Here is a 23,709-nt window from a genome sequence, read left to right as displayed (position 1 = left end):
CCGTGTCAGCGCCCTGCGGGGCATAACTATCGAGGACACTATGACTACTGAAATCGTCCGCGCTCCGGGAACTGCCGAAGCCTTCACCCTCCACCTCAACGCACATGCGAAGAAGACCAACCCCTGGACAGAGGCGCAGGACGCTATTCTGAGCGATGCGGGCCTCAAGGCCGCGCGCGACACCATTTCCGGCTGGGCAGGTTATGCCCCCACGCCGTTCGTTTCCCTTCCCGCTCTGGCTGCGGACCTTGGCATTGCCTCCCTGACCTACAAGGATGAAGGCGGCCGGTTCGGTCTCGGCAGTTTCAAAGCGTTGGGCGGCGCTTATGCGGTTGCCCGCCTGCTCCAATCGAAACTGAGCGAACGCCTTGGCCGCGACGTGACGATGGATGAGATCACCGCAAAGGCCTACCCGGACCTCGCAAGCGAAATCACCGTGTGCTGTGCAACCGACGGCAACCACGGGCGCTCTGTCGCCTGGGGCGCGCAGACCTTTGGCGCGAACTGCGTGATCTTCATTCACGCGACCGTCTCAGAGGGCCGCAAAACCGCGATTGAGTCCTACGGTGCCGAAGTCCGCCGCTGTGCAGGCAACTACGACGACAGCGTGCGCGAAGCCCAAGAGACTGCCACGCGAGAAGGTTGGGTTGTCGTCTCTGACACCTCCTATGAAGGCTACATGGACATCCCGAAAGACGTGATGCAGGGCTACGAAGTCATGGCCGCAGAAGCCTATGACACGCTGTCAGAGCCGCCAACGCACATTTTTCTGCAGACAGGCGTTGGCGGCATGGCCGCCGCAATGGTGGGCCCTGCCGTGCGGCGTTGGGGCGCGGATCGTCCGACGGTGATCCTTTGTGATCCGGACCAATCCGCCTGCTTCCTTGCCTCGATGCGCGCAGGCAAACCGACGCCGGTTGAGGGCGATCTTGATACACTGATGGCCGGGCTGGCCTGCGGAGAGGTCTCCGCGCTCGCTTGGGAAATTTTAGACGATCACGCCGACGCGGTCCTCGCTCTGACCGATGACGCAGCCGTGGATGCTATGCGTCTGATGGCGCGGCCTTTGGCGGGTGATCCGGCCATTGTCGCCGGAGAGTCCGCAGTCGCCGGTCTCGCCGGTTTGATCGCTGTGCTGAAGGATGACGAAGCGAAGGGTCTGCTGGGGCTGGGACCTGACTCGCGCGTTGTTTTGTTCGGGACCGAAGGAGACACCGATCCGGCACTCTATGCGGAGCTTGTGGGGATGAGTGCCGCAGACGTGCGCGGAGGCGGGAAATGACCCGTCCCGCATCGCCGGAAATATCCGGCGCACGACTGATGGACCGGATCGGTGCTCTCGGGACTATCGGCGCGCTTGAGGGCGGCGGCGTGTGCCGTCTCGCGCTCACGGACGCCGACAGAGCGGGGCGCGACTGGTTCGTCTCAGAACTGAAGGCGCTTGGGCTCGATGTCTTTTGCGATGCCATCGGCAATCTCTGGGGCATTCGGAAGGGCAAGACAGACGGCGCGCCCGTGATGGTTGGCTCCCATATCGACAGCGTCGCGACAGGCGGGCTGTACGACGGTGCGCTCGGCGTTCTCGCAGGGTTGGAGGTCATCTCCGCCCTCAACGAACGCAATGTCGTCACAGAGAAACCCGTCGCCGTGGCCGCGTTCACCAACGAAGAAGGTGCACGTTTCGCGCCGGACATGATGGGATCGGGTGTCTACCAAGGGTCTCTCGACCTCGACGAAATGCTGGCCGTCACCGCCACCGACGGGAGTTGTGTGATTGGGGAGGAACTCGACCGCATCGGATACCGTGGCACGGACGCGCCTGTGACGCCTGCCGCCTATCTCGAATACCACATCGAACAGGGACCCGTTCTAGAACAGGAGGGCATCCGGATCGGCGCAGTGACGGGGGTTCAGGGCATCTACTGGACCGAGTTCGTCATTGAGGGCGAGAGCAACCACGCGGGCACCACCCCTATGGCCCTGCGCAAGGATGCGGGTCAGGTCGCCATGCGGATTGCCTGCGAGGCCGACGCCATCGCCGCAGAATACGGCCCGCCGCAGGTCGCCACCGTGGGCGTCATGAACCTCTCCCCCGGTCTGATCAACGTCGTGCCCGCGCGGGCACGTCTCACCGTCGATCTGCGCAACACGGATGGCGAGAAACTCATCGCCGCGATGGAGCGTTTGGTCGCTTTCGCGGAAACCGCCGCCGAAGGGGCCGGATGCACCGTCACACACCGCCCAATGGCCCGCTTTGCCCCCGTCGTGTTTGACGGAGCGATCGTCGACAAAATCGAAGCCGCCGCCACCAAGCGCCAGTTGAGCGTCAAGCGAATGCCGTCTGGCGCCGGACACGATGCGCAAATGTTTGCGCCCGATTGCCCGACGGCCATGATCTTTATCCCCTCGGAGAAGGGGCTCAGTCACAACATCAACGAACATAGCGACGAGGCAGACATTCTCGCGGGCGCACAGGTGCTCCTTGATCTCGTTTGCGACTTGGCAGGAGCACAGATATGAGCCGGAAACTGATCGTCGCAGGCGCACAACTCGGACCGATTGCAAAAGATGAACCGCGCAGCTCCGCTGTCGCGCGGATGTGCGAGCTCATGCGAACGGCCAAGACACGCGGCGCGGAGCTCGTCGTTTTCCCCGAGCTTGCGCTCACCACGTTCTTCCCGCGTTGGTATTCGGAAGACCGCGCGGATATGGACCTATGGTTCGAACGCGAGATGCCGAATGCGGACACTCAACCGCTCTTTGATCTGGCGAAAGAGCTAGGTGTTGGGTTCCACCTCGGATTTGCCGAGCTGACCGCCGAAGGTCGCCATTTCAACACTGCGATCATCGTCTCCGCAGAAGGTGAAATCGTCGGAAAATACCGCAAAATCCACCTCCCCGGCCACTTTGAGGAGGAACCGTGGCGCGCGTTCCAACATCTTGAGAAGCGCTATTTCGAGAAGGGTGATCTGGGTTTTCCGGTCTACGAGGCCTTTGGCGGCAAAGTCGGGATGTGCATCTGCAACGACCGCCGCTGGCCGGAAACGTGGCGGATGCTGGGTTTGGGTGGCGCGGAGCTTGTCGTCCTCGGCTACAACACGCCCCTGCACTACCCGCCCGCGCCGGAGCACGACCATCTCCAGTATTTCCACAACGAGCTGTCGATACAGGCCGGTTGCTACCAAAACGGTCTCTGGGCCGTGGCCGTCGCAAAAGCGGGCATGGAAGAAGGCAGCGAGTTGATCGGCGGCTCGATCATTGTCGCACCAACAGGCGAAATTCTGGCCAAGGCCGCAACGTCGGGCGATGAGGTCATCACCGCCGAAATCGACCTTGATCGTTGCGTCGAAATCCGCGCGAACGTGTTCAATTTCGGCCTGCACCGCGAACCACAAGACTACGCGGCGATTACAGCCCCGAAAGACTGACAAAACGCGCGGGCGTTTCACACGACCCGCGCGCTCTGTTTTCTGTTTCTGATCAATCTGCCTTCGCGAGCTGCGAAATCTCGCCGCGCTCGATCTGGAGTTCCTCGTCTGCCACTTCGCGGAGGAGTTGCGGCGTGGACTCTGTGATCAGAAGTGCGAGTTCCGGACGGTATTTGCGCAGACGCGACAGCGTGCGGGCATATTCGAGAGCCAGTGCTGGCGCCAAGCCCTGAAACGGCTCGTCAAGGAATAGGATTTTGTCCGCAACCGTGAGCGCACGACCGAGCGCCACCATCTTGCCCTGTCCGCCAGACACGCCGCCGCCGGGACGTCCGCGCATCTCTTTCAGCTGCGGAAGGAAGTCATAGACCTGATTGAGACGCTCTTTGCGCTCCGCCACCGGAAGGTTCAGCGCGAGCATCGGCAGCAGGATGTTTTCCTCAATCGAGAAATCCGGAATGAGGCGCCGGTCCTCGGGCGCATAGCCGATGCCGAGACCGGCGCGCTTGTTCGCGGGGAGTTGCTGGATCTCTTGGCCAGCCATCGTAAACGTCCCGCTGACGATGGGAATGAGCCCCATGATCGAGCGGAGCGTCGTGGTCTTCCCTGCCCCGTTGCGGCCGATCAGGACCGTGCAGACACCGGAGCGGAGCGACAAAGACAGATCGCGCAAGACGCGTGTCCCTTCGATTTCGACGTTCAGGTTTTCAACAGTCAGCATCAGACAATCCCCACGACATTCTCGAGGACTCTCGGGTCCTTCATCACCTCGGCAGGTGTGCCTTCGGCCATCACCGTGCCTGCGTTCCAGACCACGACACGATCCGCATAGTTTTCAACAATTTCCATATCGTGTTCGACGAACAGAGCCGTGACCCCACGCGCTTTCATGGCTTTCATCAACGTATCCATGAGCGGGAAGCGTTCGAGCGCGCTCACGCCACTCGTCGGCTCGTCGAGCAACAGAAGCTGCGGACGCAGCGCCATCGCGACTGTGACGTCTGCGAGCTTTCTGAGCCCTTCCGGCAAGGTGCCTGCCATGGTTTCTGCGTAATCACCGAGGTTCAAAAGCTCCAAGAGCTCCATAGCCTCAGCGCGGTACTTCGGACGATCGAGTGCGGTGAACGCCTGCCAAATCCCCTCACGGGAGGCGATGGCCAGCATGACGTTTTCAATCACATTGTGGTCGGTGAACAGCTGCGGAATTTGGAACGCCCGGGCAATGCCGCGGCGTGCGATCTGACGCGGTGCCATGCGGGTGATTTCCTGATCCCCGAGCCAAACATGACCCGACACAGGCCGGATGTAGCCGGTGCAGAGGTTCAGGAACGTCGTTTTCCCCGACCCGTTCGGGCCGATGATGGCGACGAACTCGCCTTTGTCGATGGTCAGGTTAACCCCATCTGCGGCTTTCACACCGCCAAAGGCCACTTCGAGGTTTTCGGCTTTGAGAAGAACTTCGCTCATAGTTTCGGCTCCCCATCGGTCGCTTTTTGGCCGGACAGCCGTTCGAACAGGCCGAACAGGCCGCGTGGAAGAAAGAAGATGACCACCAGAAGGGCAACGCCCACGATCATATTCCAGGCTTCGGCCGCAAAGCCGACAGCGATGGTGTGGATCAGTTCGAGGAAGACCGAGCCGAGGAACGGACCCGCGATCCCTGCGATGCCACCGAGAACGGCGGTGAGGACGAGGTGGCCGGATTCCGTCCAGAAGGCGTATTCCGGTAGAACGTGCCCGATAGACAGCGCCGCAATGGCGCCACCCACGCCCGCCAGAGCGGCGGAAATCGTGTAGGCGGTGAGCAGGCTCGACCATGCGGACACGCCGAGGTATTCGAGCCGGACTTCATTGGAGTGCACGGCAGAGAGTGCATTGCCGAGCGGGCTCTTCAGGTAGCGGTGGATGAGATAGCCCAGAGCAACGACCAGCACGATCGAGACATAATAGAGCACCCCGTCAAAGGCGTCTTTGGACAGTTCCATGCCGAAGATCGTCGGAACAGCCACGCGCAGACCGTCGGTGCCGCCTGTGATGCCGTAGAGTTTCGACGCAAGCGAGTAGATCACCATCGACACGGCGAGGTTCAGCATCGCAAAGAAGATCGCGCGGTAGCGCACGAGGAACAGCCCGAAGACCAGTCCGAAGAACGCGGAGATAACCGTTGCTGCGATCATGATCACCGCAAAGTCGGTGATCCCGAGCTTTTGCGCCATGAAGGCGGCCGCATAGGCGCCGATGGCGTAATACATCGCGTGGCCGAGGGAGATGAGGCCCGCACGGAGGAGGAGTGCGACTCCGAGGGCCGCAAAGCCCTTTGCGATAGCGATGGTCAGGGTGAATTGCAGAAACGGGAATATCTGCGGCGCAAGCGCGAGAATGATCAGCGCGACGCCCGAGAGAGTGAGTGTACGGTTCATTAGATTTTCCTGGTCGATCCGCTGCCAAACAGTCCGTAGGGCTTCACAAGCAGGACGGCGAGCATGACAAGATAAGGCGCAACGGCATCAAGGGACGGCGCGAAGTAGATCGCGAGCACTTTGGCCGTGGCGACGATGATCGAGGCGATGGCAGCGCCCTCGACCTGTCCGAGCCCGCCAATGGCGGCAACTGCGAAGGCAAGCACCATCGTGTCAGCCCCGAGACCCGGCGCAACGCCTGTGGTCGGCGTGGCCATCGCGCCACCGATAGCCGCGAGGAAGACGCCAAGGGTGAAGGCGATCATGAACATCCGCTGCGTGTCGATCCCGAGTGCCTCGGACACTTCGCGATCCGCAACGACAGCAGCCAACAGGCGACCGGTGCGGGATCGGGTGATGAAGAGGCGCAAAGCGACGAGAACAACGCCGGCCAAGCCGATGAGAAGAAGTTGGTAGTTGAGATAGACGATGCCACCGATCTCGGAGATCCCGAGCATGGTCATCGGCGTATCCTGATAGACGGACTGAATCCCGAACACGATGCGCTGAAGGTCTTCGAGTATGAGGAACAACCCGAAGGTGACGAGCACCTGAACAGCTTCGCTTTTGCCATAGGTCCAGCTCACGAGAGTCTTTTCGACAATCGGGCCGAACAGCGCGGCAACAAAGGCTGCGGACAGCAAGAGCGCGGGAAAGGTCAGCCAGTCGGGCAAACCTGCACCGACGATCCAGAGACCGACGGACGCGGCGACATAGGCTCCGATCGAATAGAAACTGCCGTGTGCGACGTTGAGGATACGCAACACGCTGAAAACAAGTGTGAGACCCACCGCCACGAAGAAGATCAGCGCGGCATTCGCGAGCGCGTCGACGGCCAGAGGGATGATGGATTGTAACATGTGATACTTCCGATCGGGCGGATTGCCCTGCTTTGTGCCGGCCCCCTGGGCACTAGCGCCGAGGGGGCCGAATTGTCTTATTCGTAGGAGCCCGGCTTGGGCATCGCGGCGATAAAGTCAGGCGTCAGGGAGGCGATCCAGGCCATCGGGTCTTCCCCTTCCGGCGGCAGAACGGCGTCGCCGTCGTAACGGACCATGTTGGTCAGAACCGGACCTTCGATGCCTTCGACAGACCCGACCATACCGACAACCTGATCGACGATACCGTCGTTGTCTGCGCGGAAGGTCATGGAACCGGTCAGCGTGTCGATGGTCATGCCTTCCATGGCTGCGGTCAGTTGTTCATCGGTCGGCCATGCGCCGCCATTTGCTTCGATGGCTTTCTCATAGCCGGCTTTCATGACCATGAACGCGTTCGCCATTTTCATAGCCGGGAACACAGGGGCCTTTTCAAATTTGGTCTGATAGGCCTCGGCAAACTCAGGCGCACCGAGTTCAGCGGCATCCGGAGAACGCCACCAGCCATCACCCAGAACGCCGACGATCACGCCTTCCGGCATATCCACGTTGTTCATGGAGGATTCGCCGAGGGCGAAAACTGCCTGGCTCTGACGGAAGAGGCCGCGCGGTGCAGCTTGGCGCACGAAGTTTTCGAGATCACCACCCCAGAGGTTGGAGAAGATCACGTCGGGGCGTGCAGCAGAGAGACGGGAGACCTCGGTCTGATAGGTCGAAGAACCCAGTTTGGGGAACAGCTCTGCCACGATCTCGACTTCCGGTTTGAACGCAGCGAGGGAGGCTTTCACGATCTCGGCGGCGTCATGACCGAAGGAATAGTCCGGGTTGATGATCGCAACGCGTTCCACATCCGGGTTGTTGTCGAGGAAGTAGATCACGTAGGCCATGAATTCGGCAATCGTGTTGCCGTTCGGGCGGAAGAAGTAGGGATGTTCGGCATCTGCGAAGAGTTGGTGGGAATCGCAGTTCCAGCCAACGGTCGGCATTTCCATCTGGTCCGCAATCGGCGCGAGCGCGAGGCAGTTGCCGGAGGACAGTGCCGCAATCATGAAGTCCGTTTCCGGCTCTTCTGCCAGACGGCGGTATTCGGAGATGACGCCCTCTGCACCCTGCCCTTCGTCCACGAAGGTGGCGGAGATCGGAACACCGTCAATACCACCTGCAGCATTGATCATGTCGATGACGACTTCGGCACCTTGGCGACCCGGCATCCCGTAGGCGGCTGCGGGACCGGACATGAAGGTGAAAACGCCGACATCAAGAGAGGCCGGTTTGTCCTGAGCAACTGCCACGCTCGCGCTTGTCACGAGTGCGGTCGCCGCCAGAAGAGTCTTTATGGAGGTGCGGTGAGCCATGATTATTTCCCTGTTAACATGTTTTTAGCGTTAGGTTTTCCGATTTTCACCGGAGCGGCCCCTTACCATCTGCTGCAGTAAAAAAGCCTTGTGATATTTCACATAATGATTATAGAATCATTCCTGTCAAGAAGCTTCGCGCCTTCCGGTCTGGTTAATCGAAAAATGCATCCAGATTAGGCAGGGACCGCCCAAACCATGAAGGTAGATTATGCAGATTACCATGAAGTGCGCATCAAAAGATGGCGTCGAACTCTTTGTTTTCACGCCGGAAACTTTGATCATTGCAGGATGGGCAGGCCGAGACAAAGAGGCCATGGAGCATCACATTCAAGAGCTCGAAGCGCTTGGCGTCGCACGTCCCGCACAGACCCCAACCTACTACCGCTGCTCCGCATCGCGCGTCTCGACAGACGACGCCATTGAAGCCTCCGGAGAGGCCTCCAGCGGTGAAGTTGAACCCGTGATCTTCGCGCATGATGGAAAATTGTTCGTTGGCCTTGGTTCTGACCACACGGACCGCGAAGTTGAAACCTACGGCGTCACGGTCTCCAAACAGATGTGCGACAAACCGGTGGCCGATACCGTGTGGCCGTTTGAAGAAGTTGCCGATCACTGGGATGATCTCAAAATCTCGAGCTACATCTGGGAAAATGGCGAAAAGGTGCTCTACCAAGAGGGCTCTGTCGCAGGCCTTTTGGACCCGCGCGACACGATTTCCGGATACGAAGACGGACGTCTGGTAGACGGCTCCGTACTTTTCTGCGGGACAATGCCGGCGATTGGCGGCATAAGAGTCTCTACTCGTTTTCAAGCCGAAATCGAAGATCCGGTGCTCAACCGGAAAATTTCTTTCGGCTATAGTATTATTTCGATGCCCATTGCGGGCTGAGTTGAGAGAGGCCGCACATGGCGCGACATACGGCACTTGAAATGGAAGCAGCACCCGCCCCTCAAAAACGCCAGAAAAAGGTCTCGCTCAGAGATCAGGCCTATGAGGTGATCAAAGGGCGGATTGTCTCCTGCGACCTGAAACCGGGCGAAGCGATCACTGTCACGGAGCTCGCCGAGGCCTTGGGCATTGGCCGCACCCCCGTCATTCAGGCGGTTGACCGGTTGATGATCGACGGCTTGGTCGAGGTCATGCCCCGCAAAGGCGTCGTTGTCAGCCCGATCTCGCTCGATGAGTTGATGGATATCATTGATGTCCGTCTGCTCAATGAGGGCCGTGTTGCGAGATGGGCTGCGGAACGCATCAGGGACGACCAGATCAAAGATCTGAAGCACAATCTCAAGGACATGAAGCAGGCCACCGAGAAACGCGATGTGGACCAGCTCATCTCACTGGATCGCGAATTCCATCGCCTGATCAGCACAGCCGCCGGCAACGAGATCATGACCGAACTACTGAGCAATCTGCATGATCGCTCTGTTCGGTTCTGGACGCTCTCGCTCAACGTCTCCGACCATAACAAAAGGGTGTGCGACCAGCATTCCGAAATTGTCGAAGCCCTGGCCGCACACGATCCTGACCAGGCGGAGAAGGCAGTGCGGGAACACATCACCGCCTTCAAATCAAACCTGGTCGAGAACCTTCTCAACCGTTGATCACCCTGCGAACGTCTCTTCGACAGCACGCGCCACAGCAAAGAGCTTGTGGTCGCCCATTGTCTCACCCATCAGCATGAGACCGACCGGAAGGCCGGTGACAGGAATGGGCAGAGAGATCGCACAGCGGTCGAGGAAGTTCGCGACCGTCGTGTTGCGCAGGGCCAAAAGGTTCTGGCTCCCGTAGAGCGCCTCATCCGCATCGAGTTCGGCAATGACAGGCGCTTCGGTTGCAACCGTCGGCATGAGGATCGCGTCGTAGCCTGCGGTGAGACCATCAGCGGTCGTGCTTATCTCCGCGCGGGCTTTCAACAGAGCCTCATATTCACCGGGCTCCAGCGTCTCACCCTTCAGAATACGCACCGACACGCGCGGGTCATATTCGGCTTCGCGTTCTGCGAGATGATCCTTGTGGATCGCCAGCGCCTCTGCCGCGATGATGCCGCCACGGGCATTCAGGGACGGCAGGCGGTCGAGATCAGGGATCGTGATCCGGTCGATCTGTGCGCCCTGCTCTTTCAGGATTACCAGCGCGCTCTCGAACGCCGCCGCAACATGCGGGGTCAGCCCGTCGAGCACGTAGTTCTCCAGAACCGCAAACCGCAGTCCGGATAGCTCAGGCGCCACAGCCGGGGCATAGGACTCTCCGGCCATCACCGCATCGGCCAATTCGCAATCGGCCACGGTATTGGCAATGGATCCGATGGAGTCGAGCGATCCCGAGAGCGGGAAACAGCCTTCGGACGGCACGCGGCTCGCCGTTGGCTTCCACCCGACCAGACCACAGAACGCCGCCGGAATACGACAGGACCCGCCTGTATCCGTCCCGATCCCGATAGCCGCCATGCCATCTGCGACAGAAACCGCAGCACCGGAGGAGGAGCCGCCCGGAATGCGGGTTCGATCAGCCGGATTGCCCGGCGTGCCGTAGTGTGGGTTCATCCCGAGGCCGGAATAGGCGAACTCGGTCATGTTGGTGTGCCCGACGATCACCGCACCAGCGTCACGCAGCCGCGCGACGATGGCTGCGTCGGATGTCGCGGGTGCGTTCTTAGCAAAGAGCTTGGAGCCGGAGGTTGTCACGAGGCCTTTGACGTCAAAGAGGCACTTGATCGAGACCGGCACGCCGTTCAGCGCGCCTTTCTTCCCGACCTCGTCAGCGGAACGGGCGTCAGCCAGAGCCTCGTCACGCAGGACAGCCGTGAAAACACGCGCGCCCTCCCCCTCAGGTTCAGCGATACGGTCGAGCGCGGCAGAGACCAGAGCTTCGCTCGTGGTCTCGCCGGTGGCCATGGCAGCGCTCATGTCAGATGCGCTTATCAGGGTCATGCTTTTTCTTCGTAGTAGTGGATTTCAAGCAAAACGCAGCCGTTCTCGGATTTGAACGGGCCGTGATACGCTCCCGGCGGGCGGCAGGCATAGGTGTTCGGGACAAAGGCTTCGCCGCCTTCGCCGTTCTCGTCATTGCCGACGGTCAGGTCACCCTCAACGAGATAGACCTCTTCCCAGTAGTCGTGAACGAACGGTTTGGTCGTGTAGACACCCGCATCGAAACGGAGCAGACGCGTGCGGTTGCCCGTCTTGTTCACTTCATCAAGCTCACCTGCGAGGATCTTTTGCTGGATGCCCGCCGGATAGCCCGGAGGCGGCGCCCAACCTTCGCGGGCCTCCACGTCGATGCTGTGGAATTCCTTGTGCTCTTTGTTAATCGCCATGCTTCTTACTCCGCGGCTGTTTTATATTGGGTGAGTTCGGTGTCGAGGTCATAGGTGTCCAGCATCCGGTCTACGAGGCCGGTGCAGTTGTCCCAATCAAAGGTGCGGAAAGAATGACCTTTTGTGACAAACGTCGCACCTGCGTAGAACATTTCATACTGGGTATGGCGAGAGGCAAATTCGGACCCCACGGCGTCCCACGCCAGCTTGAAGAATTTGACGCGGCCCTCCGACGAAGTGGTCGGCGATTGCTGCGTCTTGCCGATCAGCTCACGCATTTCCGGATTTGCGAAATCGGAGATCGAGGACGGCAGCATGATCAGGCCACCACCTGCCAATTCACGCAGGGTGCCGATGACCGTGTTATACATCTGCTGGGTGAGGACCTGCGCCGCGTAGAGGGTGTGGCGGTCTGGGATAAAATACTCGCCACGCATGGTGCCTTTGATTTCCATAGAGTGCACAAGTGCGTCCACCATGGCACATTGCGCCGCCAGTTGACCGAGCGTCTCACGCACCTGCGGGAAGCCGATCACACCGTTGGTTTCGGCGGTTTTCTTTGCGATCCCGAGGAGGAAGCGCATCTTCACCATGAGACGAATTTGCGCCTGATAGTTCTGGTAGACGTGTGCGGGCGTTGCGTGGAATTGCTTGCCCGTCATTGCGGTGTCCTGATTGATGAACACGCGGTCCCACGGAACTTTCACATCGTCGAAGTAGAGCACCGCGTCGTTCTCGTCGAAACGGCTGGCAAGCGGGTTGTCAAAGACACTCGTGGCGGACGCTTCATAGGATTTGCGCGACAGGATTTTCAGGCCCTTCGCATTCATCGGAATGGCAAAGGACACGGCATAGGGCTCCTCACCCTCACGCAGCGGCTGGATGCAGGTGACGAACACCTCGTTGGCGAGGATACCGCCGGTCGCGAGCATCTTGGCGCCGCGGATCGTGAGACCCTCTTCGTCCTCGGAGAACACACCGGCGGAGAGGAAGGGATCGGCCTGTTCGTTTGCGGTCTTCGACCGGTCGGCCTGCGGGTTGATGATCACGTAAGTGAGGTAAAGCTCGTTGTCGCGGACGTACTCGTAGTAATCCGACAGCGCCTTCGCGCGTTCCGGATCGTAGCCTTCGAACACTTCGAGACCCATGTACATCCCCGCGATACAGGACGCGACGTGATCCGGCGCACGACCGAGGAAACCACCATGCAGTTCGGTCCACGCTTCCAATGCCTTGCGACGCTCAACGAGGTCGGCGTGGCTTTTCGGCAGTTGCCAGATGCGGTTCGCCCGCTCACCCGGCTTGCCCGGAATTTCATAGGTCATCAGCTCTCGGTTTTCGGGAGCAGATTGGAAGTCATAGATTTTCGCCATCGACTGGATGGCGTTGCGGAACGCGGGATGGGTTGTGACATCGTCAACGAGTTCGCCGTCAATGTAGACTTGGCGCCCATCCTGCAGACTGGCGATGTGCTGTGCTCCGGTTTTAAGCATGGGGAGGATCTCCTGTTGGATTAGTAGTGGATGGAGAGCGGCCAAATCGGCGCCTCATCCGTTTGTTTTTGAATTTGCCCATAGCGCCCGCCCGCAAAGAGCAGCGGTTTACGGTCGGGATGAGCTGTGAAACGTTCGACTTCGGCAATGAAAAGGCGGTGATCGCCAGCGTCGTGAATGACATGGCGCGCACATTCGAACCGCGCGGCCACACCACTCAGAAGAGGCACACCGTAAAGGCCGGCCTCGGCATGAAGGCCCGCCCACTTGTCTGTGCCGCGGCCAGCAAAACGGTTGGAGAGCGCTTGCTGCTCTTCCGCAAGAACATGGATCGCATAGCCTTCTGCCCGCTCCCACAACGGCAGGCTCAGGGCGCGCTTATCAATGGAGAACAGCACCAGTGCCGGATCGAGCGACAGAGAGTTAAAGGAACTCATCGTCATTCCGAGCGGCTCATCGTCCACCCGCGTCGTGACAATACACACACCTGTCGGGAACTTGCCCAATGCGTTGCGAAATGCTTTCGGATCGAACGCCGTCGTCATGCTGACTCCTCCTCAAGCGCGAGGAACTTCAGCAGGTTCAGGGCCTTTTCCGCATCGTTGCGCAAGTCCGCCGACAGGGCATGGAGCATGGCAAAGTTTTCCTGAGTGACGGCTTTGAACAGTTGGTCATTCACCTGCTGCTGCACTTTGGGCAGGCATTGCAGCTTGGTTTCACCGAAAGCCGTGACCTTGAGCTTCACACGGCGCAGGTCGTTAGGGTCCGGCTGTTTTTCAAGAACACCGAGTTTGATCAGGTTCTTGGTCTCTTTGGTGACAAAAGCAGGTGTGAGCGCCAGATGTTCCGCAACATGACCGACACCGACGTCCCCCAATTGAGAGAGCTGCTGCACCGTGATGAGGATGGTGTATTGCGGACCGGACAGCCCGATGAGGTTCGCAAAACCACCCCTGATTTGTTCGAGCCGCGCCGAGAAGGCCAAGAGATTGTGGAGCATCTCGCGGAACTGCAGGTCACTGCCATCTACAATAAGCGCATCACTGGAAACCGTGAGTTTGTCGGAATCGATGATCTGGCCCATTTGATGCTCCTGTGATATTTCACATATATTCGTGAACTAAGTTAATTAAGCTGTCAATATACTTTCCGTGACAGAAAGCGGTCTGCAAACGAAGCGCGGTCCGGGTTGCTTGTTTTTTGTGCATCACCAACCGGCTCAGGTCGCGCCTGACGTGCGCTCAGACGGCCATGGAAATCGCAGCAGAAGCGGTGGTGGAAAGTGCTGTGTGACGTCAGCGCCAATGGGACAGTTTAGGGCGATTTGATAAGAGAGGATTTCTGGCTCATCGTAACCACGAAGGAGTGAAGATGAGACAGAAATCCGGACCCAAACAGAGCAATGGCGAGAGGGTCGTCAAAGACATCCGGCGCGCAACCCGCAAACAGTAATCAGCGGAAGAGAAGATCAAGATCGTGTTGGATGGCCTGAAAGGTGAGGACAGTATTGCGGAGCTGTGTCGCCGGGAAGGTATCGCTCAGAGCCTGTATTACAGCTGGTCGAAGGAATTCCTCGAGGCCGGCAAGAAGCGTCTCGCCGGCGACACGGCGCGAGAGGCAAACTCGACGGAGGTCAAAACCGATGCGGCCTTCCTCGGTGAGTTCAAACCCGCCGCGACCGCGGTGACAGACCGTGATCCTGAACCGTTTTTTTCAAACGAAGAGATACTCGTGGAGATGCTGGACAGAGTCATACCGAGCTCTGCCTCTGCGGCGGTCATGCCGCCTGCGTTCGCGACAGCGACAAAGACCTGAAAATGTCGGATGTCCCGCGCGTGCAGGCACGGGGTGCCTGAAAATGCCATACTGGCAACTTCGCCCAATTCTTCGGAAAATCAAAAGTGATTTAGAAATACATTCCAAGGCACCTGACTAAAGGCCATTTCCTACGCTGATCACGGCAAAAAGGCGCAATTTGAAGCACTATGTTTGCGCAAACGCTGGCCCGCGTGCGAGCGGACCGACCACGCACCGCGATCAAAGCTTCACGCGAACACTGTCCCCGCCTCGGACATCGACAATCACCGAGTAGACGCATCCCTGCGCTAACTTCGGGTTGGTGAGGCCCTCACGCGCCGAAGTCACAAACAGGGTCTTCATGTCTGATCCGCCGAAGGCCGGACAAGAACAATGATCCGCGGGGAACGCGATCGCACGATCAAACGTCCCGTCCGGCAGATAGCGCGCTACGCGACCTGCCCCCCATTGCGCATTCCAAATCCCGCCCTCTGCATCGACAATGGCGCCATCGGGGTTGAGGTCGTGTTTTGACAGATCAATGAAAGTCTCCGCTGGCCCCGCTGGCCATCCGTCGCGGTCAAGCGGCTGTCGATTGATCTTCTGCGCATCGGTGCAGGCGAAATAAGCGTATCTCCCGTCGGGCGAAAAGCAGATCGCATTCGGGATCGTGAGGCCGCTGTGAAGCTGGCGCAACTCGCCTTTGAAATAGCGATAGATGGACCCGAGGCCCGCCTCCGCGCTCTTGCCCATAGTGCCGACCCAGAACCCGCCAAAGGGGTCCGTGCGCCCGTCGTTGGAGCGCGTCTCCGGACGGTCAGCCTCCAGCGAGACAATGAGTTCACGGGTGCCAGAGCCGATGTCAAACCGCCAGAGCCCCGTCTCGGACGCAATCAGCAATGTCTGCGCGTCGACGATACCTGCGGCGGAATGGCATTCGTCAAAGCTCCACTCACCGGCCCCGTCGGGACCACGCGAGAGGAGTTTCTTATTGATGATGTCGAACCAGAACAGCGTCTCCAAATCCGGATGCCAAAGCGGCCCCTCCCCGAGAAAACAGGACCTGTTATCAAAGAGTTCTGCGCTCACCTTATGCCTCCGACCACGCTGCATCATAGGCCGCGACAATCTTTGCGGCCTTGTCATGCACGTCTTTCACCGTGTCACCGGGGCGGTAGACCGCCGTTCCGATCCCGAACCCGTCCACACCAGCGGCACGCCATGCCGCGAAGTTTTCGGGCGCGGCTCCACCGACGGCGAGCACTTCGGTCCCTTCAGGTAGCACCGCGCGGATCGCTTGCAACCCTTTCGCGCCAATCAGGCTCCCCGGGAAGAGTTTGAGCCCCGTCGCTCCGGCCTCCAGCGCCGCAAAGCACTCTGTCGGCGTCATGACACCAGGATAGGACAGCAGTCCCGCCTCCCGCGTCGCGCGGATCACGTCTGGGTTCATGTTCGGAGAGACGACCAACACACCGCCGCAGTCCTGCACCCGCTTCACATCCGCGACGGAGAGCACGGTCCCTGCCCCGATCAGCGCATGTTCGTGAAAATCCGCCGCAATTTTCGAGATCGACGTGAATGCGTCAGGCGAGTTGAGCGGCACCTCGATCTTGGTGATGCCAGCGGCGATCAGGGTTTCTGTGATGTCTTCCACCGTGTCAGGGGTCACGCCCCTCAGAATGGCGATGATATTGCGTGGTTTTGTCATAGTTCCCCCCACTTCTCGAACGCGGCGCGTAGCCCGTCGAGGACCATTGTATCACCATCAGCGCATTTTACCTCGACTCCACAGAGCCTGAGCGCCTTGGCATAGCGGGCGGACAGGTCTTTTGCGCCGATGAGCGCAACTGGATACGCCGTCCAAAGCCCGCGCATTGCGGCGAGTTCCTGTCCTATGAGCAGCCCCGAGAGTTTCGATCGCGCCTCGCCTTCGGGGACCGTTCCAAGCAGCCCCTCGGCGCGGAGCGAAAACAGCGCGGCCATGGATTGCGCAGGCGCGTTGAGGGCTGTCTGTACTCCGTCCGCGAAGGCCTCCTCGGACCATGCGTCCGCGTCGTCCATGGAGAGGCGGAGCACCGAAGATTTGGAGAGCAGCGCAAAAAGTTCGCCTGTCATCATCGTCTGAAAAAAGGTGACTTCACCATTCTCGATGCGAACCCATTTCGAATGCGTTCCAGGCAAGCAGAGAACGCCATCGAAAGACGGATTGGCGGAAAGAAATCCCACAATTTGGGTTTCCTCGCCGCGCATCACATCCGCAGGGGTGGTCTGCGACAGGCCAGGCAGGATACGAACGGAGAGCCGTTTGTCCTGTGTTTCCACCGTGATCGCGCCCTTTCCGACGGGCTGACAGGGCACCGGCAGGTACGCCGCCTCTGCCCATCCCGTCCGCGCGCCTGCCATGCCACAGATGACGACCTCAACGTGTTCTGCCCCCTCGATCAGGTCCCGAGCCAAGGCGAGGAACGCGGGCTCGAAGTCTTCGGCTCTGAGTTTCCCCATGCCGTCATCGGACCTGCGCTCCGCGCGCACGTTGCCGTCCTCGCCAAGCACCCAGAGGCGCAAGGCTGAGGTTCCCCAATCGACCGCAATCCGGACTGTCATCTCACACCAGATCGTCAGGCAGCACGCCTTCGGGGATGCCCTGATAGCAGACGGGGCGGAGGAAGCGGCGGATGGAGAGGGTTCCGACAGAGGTCGCGCCAAAGTTGGTGGAGGCGGGGTATGGACCGCCGTGGACCATGCTGTCGCAGACCTCGACGCCCGTGGGGAAGCCGTTTGCAAGGACGCGGCCGGCTTTGCGCTCGAGGACCGGAAGGAGCCGGCGAGCGAAGGCTGTGTCGCTGTCATCCATGTGGATGGTTGCGGTCAACTGACCCGCGAAGCTGCGCGCCACTTTGTGCATCTCGTCCGCGTCTTTGGCCACGACCACGAGACCCAAGGGCCCGAAGACCTCTTCGGAGAGCGCATGGTTGCCGAGCCAGTCAGAGGCCGCGACTTTGAAGAGGAACGGCTTGGCCTCGCGGCGGTCGCACATCGAGGTCAGCAGGTCCTGCACGCCTGCCTGCGCGCCGAGTTTCGCGGCGCCGGAGGCGTAGGCCTCGGCGATGCCGTCGGTGAGCATGACCTGCGCACCCTGCTCCGAGAGCGCTTTGCGGGCGGCCTCGACGAAGGCATCAGACTCCGCGCCTTCGATCACCACCGCGATGCCGGGGTTGGTGCAGAACTGGCCAGCCCCCATGCCGAGGGAGCCTGCCCAGCCTTCGCCGAGGGCGTCGCCACGGTTTGCCACCGCAGCCGGCAACATGAACATCGGGTTCACGGAGCCAAGTTCTCCAAAAAACGGGATCGGTTCCGGTCGCTGCGCGCAGAGATCGAAGAGCGCACGGCCACCAGCGAGCGAGCCGGTGAAGCCCACCGCTTTGATCAGCGGGTGTTGCACAAGGGCCTGCCCGACCGCGCGGTCGCCGCCTTGGACGAGCGAGAAAACGCCTTTCGGCATGCCGGTTTTCTCGATCGCGGCGTGGATGGCTTCGGCGATGATTTCGCCCGTGCCCGGGTGCGCGCCGTGGCCTTTGACCACGACCGGACAACCGGCGGCCAGCGCGGCGGCGGTGTCGCCACCGGCGGTGGAAAAGGCGAGCGGAAAGTTCGAGGCGCCGAAGACTGCGACAGGCCCAATCGGACGCTGCATCATGCGCAGATCGGGACGCGGGAGGGGCTGACGATCCGGCAGGGCGGCGTCATGACGACGGTCGAGGTAGTCGCCTTTCAGGATGTGATCCGCGAAGAGCCGCAGTTGACCTGTCGTGCGGCCACGCTCGCCTTGGAGGCGCGCTTCGGGCAGGCCGGTTTCCTGCGATCCGATCTCGGTGATGGCCTCGGCGCGGGCCTCGATCTCGTCCGCAATCGCATTGAGAAACGCCGCTCGGTCCTCGCGGGTCGTATAGCCATAGGTCCAAAATGCCTCTTCGGCAGCTTCACATGCCTGCGCCACAAGCGCGGGTGTGCCGGAGGAAAACACATGGGGCAGTCCATGCGCGGGTGCAGAGGTGAACGTCTCCTCGGACGACACCCACGCTCCTGCGATCAGATGTTTGCCGTGGGGGGTAAAGGTCATATCGGGGTCCTTTCGGAATTATGTCTGTCGTCTAGAGGGGGCTCATTTGTCCCAGCGCAGGACGAGCGGGTCGAGAGGTTTGAGCAGGCCGATCAGACGCTCACGGATTGCGGGATGAAGTGGCGCAACCGGATGGCGACACATCTCGGATGCAATGACGCCGCCTTCCACCATCGCGGCCTTGCACGATTGCCAGCCGCACTGGCGGTTTTCGTGGTTGATCGCCATGGCAACGCGGCCATAGGCGGCGGTGGCCTCCTCATAGCGGCCCGCGTGGAAATGGGTCAGCACAGGTTTGATCTGATCGACGATCATGCCGGAGGTCATCGACCCCGTGGCACCCGCATCGAGATCAGCGAGCAGCGTGATCGCCTCTTCGCCGTCAAACGGGGCCTCAATCGCGTCTCCGCCCTGCTCAATGAGGGCGCGGATTTTGTTGGCGGCGCGGGGGCATTCGATCTTGAAGAGTTTAACCATCTCGATCTCTTTCGCCATCCGCACGAGGAGCGGCACAGAGAGATCGACGCCGGACATAGGCGCGTCCTGGATCATGATCGGAATGCCGACCTCTCCGACTGCTGCGAATTGTTCAAACGTCTGCTCCGGCGTGCCTTTGAGGGTCGCGCCGTGATAGGGCGGCATCATCATGACGATATCCGCACCAAGGCTTTTGGCGAACGTCGCACGCTCCACCGCGATCTGCGTCGCGTAGTGGCTGATGGTCACAATCATCGGCACGCGGCCCGCAACATGTTCGAGGGACACACGCGTCAGGATTTCGCGTTCGGCGTCGGTCAGCAGAAACTGCTCCGAGAAGTTCGCGAGGATACAAATCCCGTCCGCGCCCTGATCAATGAGGCAGTCCAGAACACGACGCATCCCGTCGAGATCGAGCGTTCCATTGGCGTTGAATGGCGTTGGCGCAACCGGCCAGATGCCAGAATACAAAGGTTTCATGGCGGGTCTCTTTCAGATTATTCGATAAACGGGTCAACCGTGGTTCTGCGTCCCAATGCGAGCGCATCACAGACGTGGATCATCGGACGCAGGTCCATATCAATGCCACCTCGCAGCAGCAGGGAGGCCATCTTGGCATAGAGGCGCGGATATTCGCCGGAGAGCGGATTGTCGTCCTCCAGAGCGTCTTCTGCCCCGTCAATGCGGATACGCGCACCGCCGTCTATCAGTGTCAGAGTGCCCTCATCCGTGACGGCCTCAATGTTCCAGATTTGCTCCCCCTCCTGGCGGAAATCGAAGTCGGCGCTGACCTCTGCCCCGCCGGGGTGGAAGAACTCCAACTGCGCGGCAATCGGTGTCTGGCGGTTTACGGGCACTTCGAGGTTCGCCGACGTCAAATGGATGTTGTCCGGCAGGATTTCTGTCACGATAGAAAGCGCATTGATCCCCGGATCGAACACCCCCATCCCGCCCGGCTCCCAGATCCAGTCCTGACCGGGGTGCCAGCGACGCACATCTTCTTTCCACGTCACCTTGAGCGAGCGTAGTTCTTTGTTGGCAAGCCATGCTTTGGCGGAGGCGACCTTGTCTGCCTCACGCGAATGCCATGTCGCGAAGAGAGAGACCTTATGCTTATTGGCGAGCGACATCAGCGCGTAGCATTCCGCGAGCGTCGCGCCCGGTGGCTTTTCGAGCATCACATGTCGGCCCGCACGAATGGCGGCGGCGGCGGCCTCAAACCGCGGGACCGGCGGGAGACAGAGCGAAATCACCCGAATATCGTCCCGCGCTTTGAGGAGTGCGTGGATATTCGGAAAGCTTTCGACGCCCTCCACATACCCATGCCGCGAGACCGTTGCGGCGAGCGAGAAGTCGGACGACGCCGCAATCGCAGGGACGTGCTGATCGATGGCAATCTTGCCAATGCCTATGAGTGCAATATCCATCAATGGCTGTCCTTTCCGACGGCATTGCCACGACAGCCTTTGAGGAAGTCGAGATCGGCACCCGTATCCGCGCCTTCGACGTGCTGCTGGTGGAGCCATGCGTAGCCGCTCTCGGGACCGTTCGGCAGGGGCGTCCACGTGGCGAGGCGCGCCTCCAGTTCGGCGTCGGAAATATCGAGATGCAGACGACGGTTCGCGACGTCGAGCTCGATCATATCGCCGTTCTGAACGACCGCGAGCGGGCCACCTGCGGCGGCTTCGGGAGAGGTGTGGAGCACAACAGTTCCGTAGGCCGTACCGGACATACGTGCATCGGAAATCCGCACCATATCCGTGACGCCTTTTTTGAGAAGCTTCGGAGGCAGGCCCATATTCCCGACCTCGGCCATGCCCGGATAGCCTTTCGGCCCGCAGTTTTTCATGACCATGATGTAAGTCTCGTCGATGTCGAGGTCCGGATCTTCGATCTTGGCTTTGTAGTCGTCGATGTCTTCGAACACGACCGCGCGACCGCGGTGTTGCAAGAGCGCGGGGGTCGCCGCAGAGGGCTTCAAAACCGCCCCTTTCGGCGCGAGGTTGCCTTTCACCACGACGATGCCACCGGACTGCGTGAGTGCGTTCTCTGTGGGCAGGATCACATCCTCATTGTGGTTCACGGCATCTTTGACCTCATCCCAGATGCTCTCGCCCGACACAGTAAGCGCGTCTTTATGGAGCAACCCGCCTTCGCCGAGACGTTTGAGCACCACAGGCAGACCACCCGCATAGAAGAACTCTTCCATGAGGTATTTGCCGGACGGCATCAGGTTTACGATGGTCGGGACTTCACGCCCGCAGCGGTCCCAATCTTCAAGCGTCAGATCGACGCCGACACGGCCCGCCATCGCGAGCAAGTGGATCACCGCATTGGTGGACCCGCCGATGGCGGCGTTCGTGCGGATGGCGTTCTCAAAGGCCTCTTTTGTCATGATATCAGAAGGTTTCAGGTCATCCTTCACCATCTGGACGATCCGGCGACCAGACATTTGCGCGATCACACGGCGGCGGGAGTCCACAGCCGGGATTGCCGCATTGCCTGAGAGCGCCATGCCGAGGCTCTCTGCCATCGACGCCATGGTCGAAGCTGTGCCCATCGTGTTGCAAGTACCCGTGGAGCGCGACATGGAGGCCTCTGCTTCGAGGAACTCGTCCTGTGTCATCTCGCCTGCCTTCACAGCTTCGGAGAATTTCCACAGATGCGTGCCGGAGCCGACGCGTTCGCCTTTGTAGTAGCCGTTGAGCATCGGCCCGCCGGTGACGACAATCGACGGAATGTCACAGGACGCGGCCGCCATCATCAGGGACGGAGTGGTCTTGTCACAGCCGACCATGAGCACCGCACCGTCCATAGGCTGTCCGCGGATCGTTTCCTCAATCGAGAGCGCCGCGAGGTTGCGGAACATCATGGCGGAGGGGCGGAAGGTGTTCTCGGAGGCCGAAAACACGGGAACCTCGACCGGAAACCCGCCGGCTTCCCAGATGCCTGCTTTGATCTTTTCGGCCAACTCCTTCATGTGCACGCCGTTACACGGCGACAGTTCCGAGAACGTGTTCAGGATGCCGATGATCGGACGTCCGTCGAACAGATCATGCGGGTAGCCTTGGTTTTTGAGCCAGCCACGATGGTAGATCGTGTCGCGGGAGGTGCCACCATACCACTCCTGAGAGCGGAGCTTGCGGGGCCATTTCGCGGGTTTGAACGACATGGGATATTCCTTTGTCGAAGCGGCGCTCAGGCCTGCTTGTTCTTGTTGTAGACGTCGAAGAAAACAGCGGCGAGCAGCACGAGCCCTTTGATCACCTGTTGGTAGTCAATGCCGATGCCCATGATCGACATACCGTTGTTCATGACCCCCATGATGAATGCACCGACGACTGCCCCGATGATCTTGCCGGAGCCACCGGACATGGAAGCGCCACCGATAAAGACCGCTGCGATCACGTCGAGTTCGAGGGAGAACCCTGCCTTCGGCGTCGCGGTGTTTAGACGGGCGGCAAAGATCAGACCTGCGAGGGCTGCGAGCACACCCATGTTCACGAAGGCGAGGAAGGTAAGGCGTTCGGTTTTGATGCCGGAGAGTTTCGCCGCCTTCTCATTGCCACCCAAGGCGTAGATGCGGCGACCGATGACCGTGCGTTCCGTGAGGAAAGCGTAGATCAGGATGAGCACGCCCATCGTCACCACCACGTTCGGCAGGCCACGGAAGGTGGAGAGCTTGAACATCAGGAGAATGACAGCCGCAGAGACAATTGCTGTGCGGGCCCAGAAGAGGCCGGTCGGCTCGTCCGCAATTCCATACTGCGCATTGCGGGCACGTTTCTTCAGACCCATCTGAATGATGGCACCAGCCGCGATAAGTCCGAGCGAGAAGGACAGGACGTTGAAGTTGCGCGATCCAAAGAGGCCCGCCAGTCCTTCGCCCATCGCAGCGGGGAAGATGTCAGGCACGAAGCCGGTGGAAAGGATCTGAAAGTTTTTCGGGAACGGGCCGACAGACTGACCTTCGAGAAGCCAGAGCGACAGACCACGGAACACGAGCATCCCGGCGAGCGTCACGATGAAAGAGGGAATGCGCCAGATCGCGACGAAATACCCCTGCGCGGCCCCGATGGCCCCACCGACGATGAGGCAGAGCACCACGGTGACGGGCACAGGGAGGCCCTCATTGACGATCAGCACAGCGGCGAGCGCGCCGACAAAGCCCATCACGGAGCCGACAGAGAGGTCGATATGCCCCGACACGATGACGATGAGCATGCCCAGCGCCATGATAATGATGTAGCTGTTCTGCAGGAACAGGTTGGTGATGTTCACCGGACGCATGAGCGTGCCGCCAGTCACGATCTGGAAGAAGACCATGATCGCGATGAGGGCAAACAACAGCCCGAAGTCCCGCATGTGGGCGGCAAGAT

24 protein-coding genes and 1 pseudogene are annotated in these 23,709 nt (G+C 60.1%); 6 read left to right on the top strand and 19 right to left on the bottom strand.

All coding sequences use genetic code 11. The features are described from left to right. The first annotated feature begins 40 nt into the window (after window positions 1–40). The 3 genes from LA304_RS15365 to LA304_RS15355 are packed head-to-tail and all read left to right on the top strand — an operon-like array spanning window position 41 to window position 3,428. Entirely contained in the window at window positions 41–1,282 is a 1,242-nt protein-coding gene (locus LA304_RS15365; RefSeq protein WP_224504044.1) for a diaminopropionate ammonia-lyase, read from the top strand. After that, complete coding sequence (locus LA304_RS15360) at window positions 1,279–2,520, top strand: M20 family metallo-hydrolase (RefSeq protein WP_224504043.1); 1,242 nt, start codon at window positions 1,279–1,281, stop codon at window positions 2,518–2,520. The genes LA304_RS15365 and LA304_RS15360 overlap by 4 nt, the downstream gene beginning before the upstream one ends. After that, a complete protein-coding gene (locus tag LA304_RS15355) occupies window positions 2,517–3,428 on the top strand; it encodes an N-carbamoyl-D-amino-acid hydrolase (protein ID WP_224504042.1) in 912 nt (303 codons plus the stop codon). Before LA304_RS15360 ends, LA304_RS15355 begins: the two co-directional genes overlap by 4 nt. 52 nt (window positions 3,429–3,480) lie before the next feature. Here LA304_RS15355 and LA304_RS15350 read toward each other — a convergent pair whose 3' ends face one another. The 5 genes from LA304_RS15350 to LA304_RS15330 form a co-directional block, all read right to left on the bottom strand. Continuing rightward, window positions 3,481–4,149: an ATP-binding cassette domain-containing protein gene (locus tag LA304_RS15350; protein ID WP_224504041.1), complete on the bottom strand. Its 669-nt coding sequence runs from the start codon at window positions 4,147–4,149 to the stop codon at window positions 3,481–3,483. Further along, window positions 4,149–4,895: an ABC transporter ATP-binding protein gene (locus LA304_RS15345; RefSeq protein ID WP_224504040.1), complete on the bottom strand. Its 747-nt coding sequence runs from the start codon at window positions 4,893–4,895 to the stop codon at window positions 4,149–4,151. Before LA304_RS15345 ends, LA304_RS15350 begins: the two co-directional genes overlap by 1 nt. Further along, window positions 4,892–5,848 carry a branched-chain amino acid ABC transporter permease gene (locus LA304_RS15340; RefSeq protein ID WP_224504039.1) on the bottom strand — a complete coding sequence of 319 codons (957 nt, stop codon included), beginning with the start codon at window positions 5,846–5,848 and terminating at the stop codon, window positions 4,892–4,894. Before LA304_RS15340 ends, LA304_RS15345 begins: the two co-directional genes overlap by 4 nt. Continuing rightward, window positions 5,848–6,747, bottom strand: a complete 900-nt coding sequence (locus tag LA304_RS15335; protein WP_224504038.1) for a branched-chain amino acid ABC transporter permease — start codon at window positions 6,745–6,747, stop codon at window positions 5,848–5,850. Before LA304_RS15335 ends, LA304_RS15340 begins: the two co-directional genes overlap by 1 nt. Window positions 6,748–6,824: 77 nt before the next feature. Next, window positions 6,825–8,120 (bottom strand): ABC transporter substrate-binding protein, encoded by a 1,296-nt coding sequence (locus LA304_RS15330; protein WP_224504037.1) that lies wholly within the window; start codon window positions 8,118–8,120, stop codon window positions 6,825–6,827. 223 nt (window positions 8,121–8,343) lie between these two features. Here LA304_RS15330 and LA304_RS15325 point away from each other — a divergent pair, with 223 nt between their 5' ends. Further along, window positions 8,344–9,012: a DUF2848 domain-containing protein gene (locus LA304_RS15325; RefSeq protein ID WP_224504036.1), complete on the top strand. Its 669-nt coding sequence runs from the start codon at window positions 8,344–8,346 to the stop codon at window positions 9,010–9,012. A 17-nt stretch (window positions 9,013–9,029) separates the two neighbouring features. Further along, window positions 9,030–9,728, top strand: coding sequence for a GntR family transcriptional regulator (locus LA304_RS15320; protein ID WP_224504035.1), 699 nt, complete (start codon window positions 9,030–9,032; stop codon window positions 9,726–9,728). On the opposite strand, the gene LA304_RS15315 is transcribed toward LA304_RS15320, so the two are convergent. From LA304_RS15315 to LA304_RS15295, 5 genes are read right to left on the bottom strand one after another with little or no spacing between them, the layout of a single operon-like run. Next, window positions 9,729–11,057 (bottom strand): amidase, encoded by a 1,329-nt coding sequence (locus LA304_RS15315; protein ID WP_224504034.1) that lies wholly within the window; start codon window positions 11,055–11,057, stop codon window positions 9,729–9,731. Continuing rightward, the gene (locus LA304_RS15310; RefSeq protein ID WP_224504033.1) at window positions 11,054–11,443 is read right to left on the bottom strand and encodes a cupin domain-containing protein; all 390 of its coding nucleotides are present in this window, start codon (window positions 11,441–11,443) and stop codon (window positions 11,054–11,056) included. The genes LA304_RS15315 and LA304_RS15310 overlap by 4 nt, the downstream gene beginning before the upstream one ends. Window positions 11,444–11,448: 5 nt before the next feature. Continuing rightward, the gene (locus tag LA304_RS15305; RefSeq protein ID WP_224504032.1) at window positions 11,449–12,936 is read right to left on the bottom strand and encodes a 4-hydroxyphenylacetate 3-hydroxylase family protein; all 1,488 of its coding nucleotides are present in this window, start codon (window positions 12,934–12,936) and stop codon (window positions 11,449–11,451) included. Window positions 12,937–12,956: 20 nt separating this feature from the next. Further along, a complete protein-coding gene (locus LA304_RS15300; RefSeq protein ID WP_224504031.1) occupies window positions 12,957–13,481 on the bottom strand; it encodes a flavin reductase family protein in 525 nt (174 codons plus the stop codon). Continuing rightward, window positions 13,478–14,020: a MarR family winged helix-turn-helix transcriptional regulator gene (locus LA304_RS15295; RefSeq protein ID WP_224504030.1), complete on the bottom strand. Its 543-nt coding sequence runs from the start codon at window positions 14,018–14,020 to the stop codon at window positions 13,478–13,480. The genes LA304_RS15300 and LA304_RS15295 overlap by 4 nt, the downstream gene beginning before the upstream one ends. 287 nt (window positions 14,021–14,307) lie before the next feature. Here LA304_RS15295 and LA304_RS15290 point away from each other — a divergent pair. Beyond that, window positions 14,308–14,574, top strand: a pseudogene (locus LA304_RS15290) (transposase); the annotation flags it as partial. Here the strand turns inward: LA304_RS15290 and LA304_RS17955 are convergent. The 9 genes from LA304_RS17955 to mmsB form a co-directional block, all read right to left on the bottom strand. Beyond that, the gene (locus LA304_RS17955) at window positions 14,487–14,717 is read right to left on the bottom strand and encodes a hypothetical protein (protein ID WP_396022204.1); all 231 of its coding nucleotides are present in this window, start codon (window positions 14,715–14,717) and stop codon (window positions 14,487–14,489) included. The pseudogene LA304_RS15290 and the gene LA304_RS17955 overlap by 88 nt on opposite strands. Before the next feature lie 256 nt (window positions 14,718–14,973). Then, window positions 14,974–15,822: an SMP-30/gluconolactonase/LRE family protein gene (locus tag LA304_RS15280; protein ID WP_224504029.1), complete on the bottom strand. Its 849-nt coding sequence runs from the start codon at window positions 15,820–15,822 to the stop codon at window positions 14,974–14,976. A gap of 1 nt (window position 15,823) precedes the next feature. After that, a complete protein-coding gene (locus LA304_RS15275; RefSeq protein WP_224504028.1) occupies window positions 15,824–16,441 on the bottom strand; it encodes a 2-dehydro-3-deoxy-6-phosphogalactonate aldolase in 618 nt (205 codons plus the stop codon). Next, on the bottom strand, window positions 16,438–17,337 hold the full coding sequence (locus LA304_RS15270) for a 2-dehydro-3-deoxygalactonokinase (protein WP_224504027.1): 900 nt from the start codon (window positions 17,335–17,337) through the stop codon (window positions 16,438–16,440). The genes LA304_RS15275 and LA304_RS15270 overlap by 4 nt, the downstream gene beginning before the upstream one ends. Before the next feature lies 1 nt (window position 17,338). Then, window positions 17,339–18,853 carry an aldehyde dehydrogenase (NADP(+)) gene (locus LA304_RS15265; RefSeq protein ID WP_224504026.1) on the bottom strand — a complete coding sequence of 505 codons (1,515 nt, stop codon included), beginning with the start codon at window positions 18,851–18,853 and terminating at the stop codon, window positions 17,339–17,341. A gap of 42 nt (window positions 18,854–18,895) precedes the next feature. Further along, complete coding sequence (locus LA304_RS15260) at window positions 18,896–19,810, bottom strand: dihydrodipicolinate synthase family protein (RefSeq protein WP_224504025.1); 915 nt, start codon at window positions 19,808–19,810, stop codon at window positions 18,896–18,898. 17 nt (window positions 19,811–19,827) lie between these two features. Beyond that, complete coding sequence (locus LA304_RS15255) at window positions 19,828–20,757, bottom strand: Gfo/Idh/MocA family protein (protein ID WP_224504024.1); 930 nt, start codon at window positions 20,755–20,757, stop codon at window positions 19,828–19,830. Further along, window positions 20,757–22,502: an L-arabinonate dehydratase gene (gene araD, locus LA304_RS15250; RefSeq protein WP_224504023.1), complete on the bottom strand. Its 1,746-nt coding sequence runs from the start codon at window positions 22,500–22,502 to the stop codon at window positions 20,757–20,759. The genes LA304_RS15255 and araD overlap by 1 nt, the downstream gene beginning before the upstream one ends. A 26-nt stretch (window positions 22,503–22,528) precedes the next feature. Next, on the bottom strand, window positions 22,529–23,695 hold the full coding sequence (mmsB, locus tag LA304_RS15245) for a multiple monosaccharide ABC transporter permease (RefSeq protein WP_318010701.1): 1,167 nt from the start codon (window positions 23,693–23,695) through the stop codon (window positions 22,529–22,531). Window positions 23,696–23,709 lie beyond the last annotated feature (14 nt).

The organism is Celeribacter litoreus, from assembly GCF_020165855.1.
Classification (GTDB): domain Bacteria; phylum Pseudomonadota; class Alphaproteobacteria; order Rhodobacterales; family Rhodobacteraceae; genus Celeribacter; species Celeribacter litoreus.
This window is presented reverse-complemented; position numbering and strand designations above follow the sequence as displayed.